The sequence below is a fragment of the Sphingopyxis sp. LC81 genome (assembly GCF_000756375.1).
Classification (GTDB): domain Bacteria; phylum Pseudomonadota; class Alphaproteobacteria; order Sphingomonadales; family Sphingomonadaceae; genus Sphingopyxis.
Genome location: NZ_JNFD01000018.1, coordinates 43,959 through 55,804, shown reverse-complemented (window position 1 = coordinate 55,804; position 11,846 = coordinate 43,959). Strand labels below are relative to the sequence as shown.

Here is an 11,846-nt window from a genome sequence, read left to right as displayed (position 1 = left end):
ATGACCGACAATCCGACATGGACGGTCCGCGAAGCCGGAGCGGATGACGCATCGGCGCTCGCGCTGATCGGCGCCGCGACCTTTCTTGAAACCTTCGCGGGCATCCTCGACGGCGATGCGATCGTCGGCCACTGCGCTGCACAGCATAGTGAAGCGGCCTATCTGGCCTATCTCGCAGACGGGGGTCGGGCATGGATCGCCGAGGCGCAGCCCGGCGGCGCGCCGATCGGGTTCGCGTTGGTCGGCAAGCCCGACCTCGCCGCCGCACTTGAGGGCGATATCGAGTTGAAGCGCATTTATTCGCTGTCGCGTTTCCACGGCACGGGTCTCGGCGCGGCGTTGATGAAACAGGCGCTGGAAGCGGCGAGCGGCCATCGCCGCCTGCTTCTCGGCGTCTATGCCGGAAACCAGCGCGCGCTCGCTTTCTATCGCAAACAGGGGTTCGCTGACCTCAGCACGCGCCAGTTCAATGTCGGCGGCAAGCTTTACGACGATCTCGTCCTCGCCCGCCCGCTCGCTGCCTAATACTCAGTTTCAGGATTATCCGATGACCACCGCCGCCTCCTCCAGCTTCGTCAATATCGGCGAGCGCACCAACGTTACCGGATCGGCGGCGTTCAAAAAGCTGATCCTCGCCGACGATTATACCGCGGCGGTCGAGGTCGCGCGCCAGCAGGTCGAAAATGGCGCGCAGGTCATCGACGTCAACATGGACGAAGGCCTGCTCGACGCCGAATATGCGATGACGACCTTTTTGAAGCTCATCGCCGCCGAACCCGACATCGCGCGCATCCCGGTGATGATCGACAGCTCGAAATGGGATGTCATCGAGGCGGGGCTGAAATGCGTTCCCGGCAAGCCGATCGTCAATTCGATCAGCATGAAGGAAGGCGAGGAGCCGTTCCTCGCGCATGCACGCAAGTGCATGGCTTACGGCGCCGCGGTCGTCGTGATGGCGTTCGACGAGGTCGGACAGGCCGACACCAAAGAGCGCAAGATCGAGATTTGCGAGCGCGCCTACAAGCTTCTCGTCGGCATCGGCTTTCCGCCCGAGGACATCATCTTCGATCCGAACGTGTTCGCGGTCGCGACGGGGCTCGAGGAGCATGACAATTATGCCGTCGACTTCATCGAAGCGGTGAAGGAAATTCGTGTCCGCTGCCCGCACGTCCATTTCTCGGGCGGCCTCTCGAACCTGTCCTTCGGCTTTCGCGGCAATGAGGTCGTGCGCCGCGCGATGCACAGCGTCTTCCTCTATTATGCGATCCCCGCTGGGCTCGACATGGCGATCGTCAACGCGGGCCAGCTCGACGTTTACGACACGATCGACCCCGAACTGCGCCAGGCGGTCGAGGACGTCGTGCTCAACCGCAAGGTCGAGGGCGAGGCCGAAAGCCCGACCGAACGGCTGATCGCGCTCGCCGAGCGTTACAAGGGTAGCAACCCCGCACAGGAAAAGGCGGCGGAGGAATGGCGCGGCTGGGAAGTCGCGAAGCGGCTCGAACATGCGCTGGTCAAGGGCATCGACGCCTATGTCGTCGACGATACCGAGGAAATGCGCCTGCTGATGCCGCGCCCGATCGAGGTGATCGAAGGGCCGCTGATGGACGGCATGAACGTCGTCGGCGACCTGTTCGGGTCGGGCAAGATGTTCCTGCCGCAGGTGGTGAAATCGGCGCGCGTGATGAAAAAGGCGGTCGCGCACCTGCTGCCCTTCATCGAGGCATCGAAGGAGCCGGGCGCGAAGGGCAAGGGCAAGGTCGTGATGGCGACCGTGAAGGGCGACGTTCACGACATCGGCAAGAATATCGTCGGCGTCGTGCTCCAGTGCAACGGGTTCGAGATCGTCGACCTTGGCGTGATGGTGCCCTGGTCGAAAATTCTCGAGGCGGCGAACGAGAATGACGCCGACATGATCGGCCTGTCGGGCCTCATCACGCCCTCGCTCGACGAGATGGTGACGGTGGCTGAGGAGATGCAGCGCGCGGGGATGACGATGCCGCTGTTGATCGGCGGCGCGACGACCTCGAAGGTCCATACCGCGCTGCGCATCGACCCCGCCTATCAGGGGCCGGTGCTCCATGTCCTCGACGCGAGCCGCGCGGTCGGTGTTGCGACCTCGCTGGTCAGCGACACCGGGCGCGACGCGTATGTGCAGGGCTATAAGGACGATTATGCCCATGTCCGCGACGTGCGCGCGGGCAAGGGGCAGAGCGTGCTGCACACCCTCGAAGAGGCGCGTGCCAATTATTACGACGCCTATCTCAGCGACAAGCCGGCGCCGCCGCTGCAACCCGGCCTGCACCGCTTCGACGACTGGTCGCTCGAAGATTTGCGTGAGTGCATCGACTGGACGCCCTTTTTCCGCGCGTGGGAGCTGCACGGCACATACCCGTCGATCCTTGAAGACGATGTGGTCGGCGAGACGGCGCAGGCGCTCAAGGCCGACGCCGATGCGATGCTCGACAGACTGATCGCAGAGAAGTGGCTGACCGCACGCGGCGTGTGCGCTTTCTGGCCGTGCGCGCGCGATGGCGACAGCGTCACCATCCACCTCGCCGAAGAGGAGCGCCATGTGACGCTTCCCTTCCTGCGCCAGCAGATCAAGAAGAGCCGCGACCGCGCCAACATGTGCCTCGCCGATTTCATCGATCCGGCGGGCGACTGGATGGGCGGCTTTGCGGTCGGCATCCACGGCATCGAGCCGCATTCGGAACGCTTCCGCGCCGACAAGGACGATTATTCGGACATTTTGCTGAAAGCGCTGGCCGACCGCTTCGCCGAGGCTTTCGCCGAGCGGCTGCATCAGCATGTCCGCACGACGCTATGGGGCTATGCGCCCGGCGAACAGCTGACCAACGAGGCGCTGATCAAGGAGGAATATCGCGGCATCCGTCCGGCCCCCGGCTATCCCGCCTGCCCCGACCACAGCCTCAAGCCGATCCTGTTCGATCTGCTCGCGGCGGGTGACAATGCCGGGCTCGTGCTGACCGAAAGCTTTGCGATGCTGCCGACGGCGGCGGTCAGCGGCTTCTATTTCGGGCATCCCGAAAGCCAGTATTTCGGCGTCGCGCGGATCGGCAGTGACCAGCTGGAAGACTATGCGCAGCGGCGCGGCGTCGATATCGAAACCGCGACGCGCTGGCTCCGACCCAATCTGGATTAACCCGCGTCGGCGCGCCTGTCCGATAAGGGGACAGGCGCGCGGTTAACCAGCTTCGCCAACGACGGACACGCCGAAAGCCGCTATGGGCGGCGCATGTTCAAGGCACTTCTCCGCCGGCCCTTGCTGCCGCTGCTCGCCCTCCCCCTTCTTCTCGCGCCGGTGCCGCTGCCCGCGCAGACCGGGGGCGCACCTTACAGCGTCGATGGCCGCAGTTTCGGGCGGCTGCAGGACGCCGTCGATGCGATCGGCGAAGGCGAGGGCACGATCCGTGTCGCCCCCGGCTATCATCGCGACTGCGCGGTGCAGACCGCGGGGCGGATCGCGTTCGTCGCGGCCGAGCCCGGCCGCGCGATCTTCGACGGCGTGACGTGCGAGGGCAAGGCGGCGCTGGTGCTGCGCGGTGCCGGCGCGCGGGTCGACGGGATCGTGTTCCAGAATATGCGCGTCCCCGACGGCAATGGCGCGGGCATCCGCCTCGAACAAAGCAATCTCGACGTCGTGAACAGCCTGTTCCGGGGCAGCGAGGAAGGTATCCTCACCGCCGACGATCCGGCGGCGACGCTGACGATCGACCGTTCGACCTTCTCGCGCCTCGGCCGCTGCGACCGCGGCCTCAGCTGCGCGCACAGCGTTTATACCGGCGTCTATGGCCGCGTCGTCGTCACGCGCACGCGCTTCGAAAAGGGCAGCGGCGGCCATTATCTCAAGACCCGCTCGCCGCGCGTCGAAATCCGCGACAACAGCTTCGACGATACGCAGGGCACCGCGACCAATTACCTGATCGACCTGCCGGCGGGATCGACCGGGCGGATCGCGAACAACCTGATGATCCAGGGACGCGACAAGGAAAATTACGGCGCGTTGATCGCGATCGCAGCCGAGGCGCGCGACAATCCGTCGCGCGGGCTGGTCATCGAAGGCAATCGTGCGAGCGTTCCGCAAGGCACCGGCCGCAAGACGCTCTTCGTCGCCGACTGGAGCGGCGAGGCGCTGGCGATCGGGCCGAACGAACTGGGGCCGGGGCTGACGCGCTTCGAAAAAATATCGGGTTAGGCTTCGCCGCGCGTTTCGATGAGCGACGCGGCGAGCGCCTCGGCGGGCGATTTGCCGCCCCACAGCACGAACTGGAACACGGGGTAAAAGCGCTCACACTCGTCGATCGCGCTTTCGATCAGCGTTTCGGTGAGATCGAGCGGCAGCGCCGCGTCGGCGCCGAGCAGCATACCGTGGCGGAACAATATCGTGCCGCTATTCGACCACAGCTCGAAATGGCCGAGCCATAATTGTTCGTTAATCAGCGCGAGTGCCTCATGCGCCACGGCGCGCTTGTCCTCGACGACACGGATGTCAGGAAAGGCGAGCAATTGGATGACGCCATCGTCGGCGCGCCACACGGCGCGCAGCTCATAGGTCGTCCAGCTGCCCTGGGCGGTCGCGACGATCTCGTCCTCGCCGACCATCTCGTGCGGCCAGTCGTGCGCGGCGAAATAGGACGCCAGCATCTCCATCGGTGCCGCGTCCTGGCCGTCTTCGTCGTCGTAAATATCGTCACTCATGCGCGCGCCTTTAGCGGGTTCGATCTACGCTGGCGAGTCCAGCTAACGACGTCGCCCCCGCGAAGGCGGGGGCCGCTATCGGCATTGCGCAAGGTTGCCAGCGGCCCCTGCCTTCGCAGGGGCGACGCATTACTTTGCCTTCGGCTTCGCCGCGGGCTTGGCAGCGGATTTTGCAGCAGGCTTCGCCGCGGCCTTCGGCGCCGCCGCCGCCTTGGGCGCTGCCGCTGGCTTCGTCACGCCTTCGAGCTTGTCGAGCCGCGCTTTCAGCGCTTCGGCCTCAGCGCGCGCGGTCGCGGCCATTTTCTTCACCGCCTCGAATTCCTCGCGGCTGACGAAATCCATGCGGCCAACCCATTCCTTGGCGCGGTCGCGCATCGCGGACTCGGCTTCGCGGCCCGCGCCCGCGACGGTTCCGGCAATGCCGTTCACCATCTTGGCCAGATCGTCGAAAAAGCGGTTTTCGCTCTGCATGTCTCATATTCCTTCGTCGGGGCTATCCCCTTGCCGTCATCCTATTTGGGTGCTGGCGGCGGCGGGGACAAGGGTTTCGGCATCGGGATTGCGCTGATCGATCTGGAAATTGAGGATCGCGGCAAAGCTCAGCCAGATCATATAGGGGACGAGCAGCCATGCCGCCGCCTTGCGGATCGGCGCAAAGGCGAAGGCGGTGGCGACCGTCACCATCAGGATGAAGATGATCACATAGAGCGCGGTCGTTACCTGATGCTGTCCGAAAAACAGCGGCGACCAGGCGAAATTGGCGATGAGCTGGACGAAGAAGAGCAGCAGCGCAAAGCCGCGCCCCTTCGCGCCGCGCGCGTGGAGGATCATCGCGAGCGACAGGCCGAGGCAGATATAGAGGAGCGGCCAGACGGTGCCGAACACCCAGCCCGGCGGGGTGATCGGCGGCAGGTCGAGCGACGCGAACCAGCGATTGCCGTAACCGCTGTTCGAGAGCAGACCCGACAGGCTGCCTGCGAGCACGATCGCCGGAACCGTGACGAGCGCCCAGCGCAGATAGGACATGCGAAGCTGCCCCGGCGTTGCGATTTCGGTCATCTCCGCATTATCCCCCACACGCGAATCCGTTGCATGGTGTCGCGATTGTGCGGCGCAGCGTCAAGCGGCTCGCTTCACCGCAGCGATCAGAAATTCCACATTTCCTTCGGGGCCGGTGATCGGGCTTTCGACGAGGTCGATAACGTCCCAGCCTTCGCCGGTCAGCCAGCCCCGCACTTCGGCGCAAACGCGCGTGTGCACCGCGGCGTCGCGAACGACGCCCTTCTTGCCGACCTCATGCCGCTCGGCTTCGAACTGCGGCTTGATCAGCGCGACCATGCGCGCGCCGTCCCGCGCGAAGGACATCGGCACCGGCAACACCTTCGACAGCGCGATGAAGCTTGCATCGCAGACGATCAGGTCGATCGGTTCGGGGATATGTGCAGCGGTCAGGATACGCGCGCTCGTCTGTTCGTGGACGATGACGCGTTCGTCCTGCCGCAGCTTCCACGCAAGCTGGTTGGTGCCCGAATCCACCGCATAGACGCGCGCCGCGCCGCGGCTGAGCAGCACATCGGTGAACCCGCCGGTCGATGATCCGACGTCGATCGCGACCGCGTCCGTCACGTCCCAGCCGAGGTGCGTCAGCGCGTGATCGAGCTTGATGCCGCCGCGCGATACCCACGGATGATCGCGGCCCTTGACGCTGATCTCTGCATCCTCGGCAACCTGCTGCCCGGCCTTGTCGATCTTGCGGTCGCCGACAAAGGCGAGCCCCGCAAGGATGAGCGCCTGCGCGCGCGTCCGGCTTTCGGCGAGGCCACGGTCGACGAGCAGCTGGTCGGCGCGCTGTTTGGCCATCAGCCGCCAACCTTGTCGGCGAGCAGTCCCGGGGTCAGGATCTGCGGCAGGATTTCGGGCTTAGCGGCGCCCGGCGCATACCAGAGGTAGAGCGGCACGCTGTTGCGGCCATGCTCGGCGAGCGTCCGCGTGATGACGGGGTCGCCGTTGGTCCAGTCGCCGACGAGCGTGACGACGCCCGCCTTGTCGAACGCATTTTGTACCACCTCGCGGTTGATCGCTCCCGCCTCGTTCGCCTTGCAGGAAAGGCACCAGTCGGCGGTGAAATAGACGAACACCGGCTTGCCGGTGGCGCGCGCCTTGGCGAGCGCATCGGGGGAGAAGGTCGATCCGGCGCCGTCGGCGGTGCGTTCGGCCTCGGCGACTTCGGTTACGGTTCCCGCGAGGCTGACAAGCAGGAGCAGGCCCGAGGCGTAGAGCAGCCACGACCGCCGGTCGCCGCGCTGGATCGCGCCGTAATGCGTGAGCAGGACAAGCGCCATGGCAACCGCGAGGATCGGCCAGAGGAGCTGCTCGCCGCCGCCGAGTTGCCGCCAGAGCAGCCATGCGAGCGCGAGCGTCGTGAGCCCCATTGGCAGCGCCATCCATTTGCGGAAGCGGTCCATCCACGGTCCCGGCTTCGGCAGCCGGTTCCTGAGCGCGGGTACAAAGCCGATCGCGAGGAAGGGCAGGGCGAGGCCCAGTCCCAGGCCGCCGAAGATCGGCAGCGCTGCCCACGCCGGCAGCACCAGCGTCGCGCCGAGCGCCGCGCCGAGCAACGGGCCGCTGCACGGCGTCGCCACGAAAGCGGCGAGCGCGCCGGTCCAGAAGCCGCCCGCCGCACCGCCCTTGTCGACGAGCGCCTGTCCGCGGCCGAAGGATGGCAGTTCATAGGCGCCGAGCAGGTTCAATGTAATCGCCAGCGAAAGGATCAGCAGCGCGAGCACGCTCACCGGATGTTGCAGCTGGAACGCCCAGCCGACCTGCTCGCCCGCCGCGCGCAGCGCGAGCAGCGCGCCGCCGAGGAGCAGCGCGGTGACGATGGCGCCCGCGGTGTAGGCAAGCGCCTCGACCTTGGCGGTCTTTGCATCGCCGCCCGAGCGTGCGAGGCTGAGCGCCTTGAGACTCAAGATCGGGAAGACACACGGCATCAGGTTCAGGATCAGCCCGCCGAGGATCGCGCCGCCGAGCGCGGTCCAGAACAGGGTCATATCGATGCCGCCGGTTTTCCCGGCGATGGCCTCGCCGGCGGCGGGGACCGCGCCGGGTTCGAGGGTCAACGACAGCCCGCGCCCGCCGCCGAGTTTGAGCAGCGCCGAAACCGGCCCAGCTTTTTCGCCCTTCACGCGCGTTTCGACGATGATGTGGTCGCCATTGCGGCTGAAGCGTTGCGGCGCGGCATAGTCGACGACATCCTGCGTCTCGACGAACAGGTGCGGCGCGTCGATCGCGGTGCTGGCGGGGAGGGGGATGGCAAAGCGCACCATGTCGCCTTTGCGCTCCCATCTGCCGTGGCGGTCGAGCGGCTGCGGCAGCAGCGCGCGCCAGCCGTCGAAGCGGGTACGCTCGGCGGGCGCGATCTTGCCATCGCCCGCTTTCAGCGCGACCGAAATCACCGCTTTTTCGGGGACGCACACCTTGTCGGTACAGGCGAGCCAGTTCGCGACGCCCGACAATGTCAGGTCGGTGCCGGGTGCTATGCTTTTGTCGACCTGCACCTCGGCGAGCAGCGCATAGGGGTGCTCGTAGACATGGTTCATCATGCCGAAGAGGATCAGCGCGTCGGGCACCGGATAGCGGAAGGGCGCGATCGTCACGCCTTCGGGGGCGTTCCATTCGACCGACAGGCCGAAACCCGCGTCGCCGCCATTCGCCCAATAGCCGTGCCAGGTCGGCTCGGGCGCCATCGTCAGCGCGAGTGTCGTGCTGCCCCCGGGGGCAGGCGCCGCCGACTCGGCGACCAGTTTTGGCTGGATATGCGTCGATTGCGCGTGAGCGGGACCGACGATGACGATGGCGAGCGCCAGCAAAGCCAGCACGGTTCGCCATGCGCGTGTCACAAAAGCCTCACTTGTCAAATTCATGCTCTGCCCGCGCCCGTTCATCGTTCGAAGGCTTGCCATATAGGCGGCTTTCGACGAGAGGACAGCCCGCGCTTTTTGGGACCATACCCCGCCATCATTTGGAGAAGCCGTCCGTGAAGCTGAAATATCTGTCCACTGCCCTTGCCACCGCGCTTTGTGTTGCCGCTGCCGGAACCGGCCTTGCCCAGAATTCGGCACCGCCAGCGCAAAAGGTTACAGCCACGACCCCGGCGCCGAAGCTTGTCGTGATGATCGCGGTCGATCAGTTTTCAGCCGACCTGTTCGCCGAATATCGCGGGCGTTTCACCGGCGGTCTCGCGCGGCTCGCGTCGGGCATCGTCTTCCCTTCGGGCTATCAGGCGCACGGCGCGACCGAAACCTGCCCCGGCCATTCGACGATCCTGACCGGCAACCATCCCGCGCACACGGGGATCGTCGCCAATAATTATTTCGACCTGTCGGTCGCCCGCGAAGACAAGCGCGTTTATTGCGCCGAGGATGAGACGGTCGCGGGGACGACATCGAAAAGCGGCCAATATGCGCCGTCGGTGAACCATCTGCTCGTCCCGACGCTCGGCGATCTGATGAAGGCGCGCGATCCGAAGGCGCAGGTCGTCTCGGTATCGGGCAAGGATCGTTCGGCGATCATGATGGGCGGCCGACAGGCCGACGAACTGATGTGGCTCGCGCCCACCGGGCTCACCAGCTATCGCGGCACGACCTTGTCGCCGGCCGCGCAGCAGGCGAGCTCCGCGATCGCCGCCGCGATCAACCAGCCGCGCGCGGCGCTGACGCTGCCCGCCGATTGCACGACGCACGACATCGCGATCCCGCTCGACAAGGGCGCCACGGTCGGCACCGGCCGCATGGCGCGCGACGCCGGCGATTTCCGCCGTTTCATGGCGTCGCCCGAGGCCGATGGCGCGGTACTCGCGACCGCCGCCGCGCTGCGCCAGGTGCGCAAGATGGGTGAGGGTAGCGGCACCGACCTCCTCATCGTCGGGCTGGCTGCGACCGACTATGTCGGCCACAGCACCGGCACCGAAGGCAGCGAAATGTGCATCCAGATGGCGGGGCTCGACCGCGAGCTCGGCGATTTCTTTGCGCGGCTCGATGCGACGGGGATCGACTATGTCGTCGCGCTGACCGCCGACCATGGCGGCCACGACCTGCCCGAACGCAATCGCCAGAATGCCTGGCCCGACGCGCAGCGCGTCGACAAGGCGCTGAACCCGGGTGCGATTGGCAAGGAAGTCGCCGAAAAGCTCGGCCTGCCGCAACCTTTGCTCTATGGCGACGACGGCGATTATCATTTTTCGAAGGCGCTGACGGCGGCGCAGCGGAAGGCCGCGCTTGCCGAAATCCTGCCGCGCCTGCGCGCGCATCCGCAGATCGAGGCCGTGGTGACGCGCGACCAGCTTGAGGCGCATCCGATCTCGAAGCGCGCGCCCGATACGTGGAGCCTGCTCGACAAGCTGCGCGCCTCCTACAACCCGCAGCGTTCGGGCGATTTCATCATCGCGTTGAAGCCGCGGGTCACGCCGATCCCCGAATCGGGCATCGGCTATGTCGCGACGCACGGGTCGGTGTGGGATTATGACCGCCGCGTGCCGATCCTCTTCTGGCGCAAGGGGCTCGCCGGTTTCGAACAGCCCAACGCCGTGATGACGGTCGATATCATGCCGACGCTGGCGTCGGTCATCGGTGTGCCCGTCGATGCGAACAAGATTGATGGCCGCTGCCTCGACCTGTTGTCGGGGCCCGAGAGCAGCTGTCGATAAACGAAGAAAAGAAGGACCTATGACCAAAGCATTGCGGAATTTCTCCGGCCGGTTCCTGCTCGTGGGATGCGGCAATATGGCGGGCGCAATGCTCGATCGCTGGCTGGCGGCGGGTCTCGACCCGGCGCTGGTCGCGATCGTCGATCCCTATGCGGCGCCGCGCGCGGGTATCGTCCAGCACGCGTCGCTGGGTGAATGGCAGGCCGCGGGGGGCAGCGCCGACTGGATCATGCTCGGCATGAAGCCGCAGCAGCTGGGCGATGTCGCCGATGTGCTGGCGCCGCTTGCGACCGGCAAGGTTCACCTGCTCTCGATCCTCGCGGGCGTGTCGCTGTCCGATCTTGCGGCACGCTTCCCCGACGCGGGCGCGCAGGTCCGCATTCTGCCGAACCTCGCCGCGCGCATCGGCGCCGGGGTGTCGGCGGTCGCGACGCTGGGCGATGCCGACGATGTAGCGATCGACGCGCTGCTGGGCACCTTGGGCAAGACGGTGCGGCTCGCCGACGATTCGACGATGGATCTCGTCACCGCCTTTACCGGCAGCGGCCCGGCCTTTGTCTTCCGCCTGATCGAATCCTATGCGGCCGCGGGCGAACGGCTTGGCCTGTCCGCCGAAGACGCGCTGGCGCTCGCGACCGCGACCTTCGGCGGCGCGACCGCGCTGCTCGCCGAGAGCGGCGAAAAGCCGGGCGTGCTGATCGCGCAGGTCGCGAGCAAGGGCGGGACGACGCAGGCGGGGCTCGACGTGCTCGACAGCGACGGCCAGCTCGCCGCGCTGCTTACCAATGTGCTGCGCGCGGCGCGCGACCGTGGGCGCGAGCTTGCCGATATCGCGCGGGGTGAGGGCTGATCTAGCCGGCGTCCTTCCCCAGCATCGCGATCCGGCGGCGTTCGCGGGCGGGGACAAGCGCCTCGCTGACCTGCCAGAACCCCGTCACCGCCTGCTGCCCCGCATGCGTATAGGCGCGGCTCATCGTGTCGCGCAGCAGGCCAAAGATCACCGTCTCGGCCGCGCGGCCGGCATCGGTCAGGCGCAGCTCCTTTTGCCGCCGGTCGCGATTGCCCGGGCGCGTCGTCAGATATTCGCGCGCCTCCAACTCCTTCACCACGCGGCCGAGCGACTGTTTGGTGATGCCGAGCAAGGCGAGCAGGTCCGAAATCGTCAGCCCCGGCTGCCGCGCGATGAAATAGAGCGCGCGGTAATGCGCGCGGCCCAGCTCCTTTTCGGCGAGCCGCGCATCGATCGCGCGCCACAACGAGGCGTGCGCGAAAAGGAGGAATTCGATGCCGCGGCGCACTTCGTCTTCGCGCAAGAAAAGAGCAGAGGCAGCGGGTACTTGTGAAAGAAAATTTTCATCCGGCATAGTCGCTACCGTTGCGCGCCGCGCCCGTCTTTGGCAAGAGGCGCGCTCCCTAAACC

Annotated in this window: 11 protein-coding genes; 5 read left to right on the top strand and 6 right to left on the bottom strand. The window is 66.2% G+C overall.

Features of this window, described 5'->3' with window-relative positions; genetic code table 11:
* The 3 genes from FG91_RS09515 to FG91_RS09505 all read left to right on the top strand — a co-directional run bounded on the left by FG91_RS09515 (position 1) and on the right by FG91_RS09505 (position 4,219).
* Positions 1–525 carry a GNAT family N-acetyltransferase gene (locus FG91_RS09515; RefSeq protein ID WP_037514452.1) on the top strand — a complete coding sequence of 175 codons (525 nt, stop codon included), beginning with the start codon at positions 1–3 and terminating at the stop codon, positions 523–525.
* A 22-nt stretch (positions 526–547) separates the two neighbouring features.
* The gene (gene metH / locus FG91_RS09510) at positions 548–3,166 is read left to right on the top strand and encodes a methionine synthase (protein WP_037514451.1); all 2,619 of its coding nucleotides are present in this window, start codon (positions 548–550) and stop codon (positions 3,164–3,166) included.
* A gap of 93 nt (positions 3,167–3,259) precedes the next feature.
* Positions 3,260–4,219 (top strand): right-handed parallel beta-helix repeat-containing protein, encoded by a 960-nt coding sequence (locus FG91_RS09505; protein ID WP_037514450.1) that lies wholly within the window; start codon positions 3,260–3,262, stop codon positions 4,217–4,219.
* Here the strand turns inward: FG91_RS09505 and FG91_RS09500 are convergent.
* The 5 genes from FG91_RS09500 to FG91_RS09480 all read right to left on the bottom strand — a co-directional run bounded on the left by FG91_RS09500 (position 4,216) and on the right by FG91_RS09480 (position 8,645).
* Positions 4,216–4,722, bottom strand: a complete 507-nt coding sequence (locus tag FG91_RS09500) for a YbjN domain-containing protein (protein ID WP_037514448.1) — start codon at positions 4,720–4,722, stop codon at positions 4,216–4,218. The genes FG91_RS09505 and FG91_RS09500 overlap by 4 nt on opposite strands.
* A 129-nt stretch (positions 4,723–4,851) precedes the next feature.
* On the bottom strand, positions 4,852–5,193 hold the full coding sequence (locus tag FG91_RS09495; protein WP_037514447.1) for an accessory factor UbiK family protein: 342 nt from the start codon (positions 5,191–5,193) through the stop codon (positions 4,852–4,854).
* Positions 5,194–5,229: 36 nt separating this feature from the next.
* Entirely contained in the window at positions 5,230–5,781 is a 552-nt protein-coding gene (locus FG91_RS09490; RefSeq protein ID WP_037514445.1) for a TspO/MBR family protein, read from the bottom strand.
* A gap of 60 nt (positions 5,782–5,841) precedes the next feature.
* Entirely contained in the window at positions 5,842–6,582 is a 741-nt protein-coding gene (locus FG91_RS09485; protein ID WP_037514444.1) for a TlyA family RNA methyltransferase, read from the bottom strand.
* On the bottom strand, positions 6,582–8,645 hold the full coding sequence (locus FG91_RS09480; RefSeq protein ID WP_037514571.1) for a thioredoxin family protein: 2,064 nt from the start codon (positions 8,643–8,645) through the stop codon (positions 6,582–6,584). Before FG91_RS09480 ends, FG91_RS09485 begins: the two co-directional genes overlap by 1 nt.
* Positions 8,646–8,758: 113 nt before the next feature.
* Here FG91_RS09480 and FG91_RS09475 point away from each other — a divergent pair, with 113 nt between their 5' ends.
* Positions 8,759–10,426 carry an alkaline phosphatase family protein gene (locus tag FG91_RS09475; RefSeq protein ID WP_235211996.1) on the top strand — a complete coding sequence of 556 codons (1,668 nt, stop codon included), beginning with the start codon at positions 8,759–8,761 and terminating at the stop codon, positions 10,424–10,426.
* A gap of 19 nt (positions 10,427–10,445) precedes the next feature.
* The gene (locus tag FG91_RS09470) at positions 10,446–11,276 is read left to right on the top strand and encodes a pyrroline-5-carboxylate reductase family protein (protein WP_052187468.1); all 831 of its coding nucleotides are present in this window, start codon (positions 10,446–10,448) and stop codon (positions 11,274–11,276) included.
* Between the two features lies 1 nt (position 11,277).
* Here FG91_RS09470 and FG91_RS09465 read toward each other — a convergent pair whose 3' ends face one another.
* The gene (locus FG91_RS09465; protein WP_037514443.1) at positions 11,278–11,790 is read right to left on the bottom strand and encodes a MarR family winged helix-turn-helix transcriptional regulator; all 513 of its coding nucleotides are present in this window, start codon (positions 11,788–11,790) and stop codon (positions 11,278–11,280) included.
* Positions 11,791–11,846: the final 56 nt, after the last annotated feature.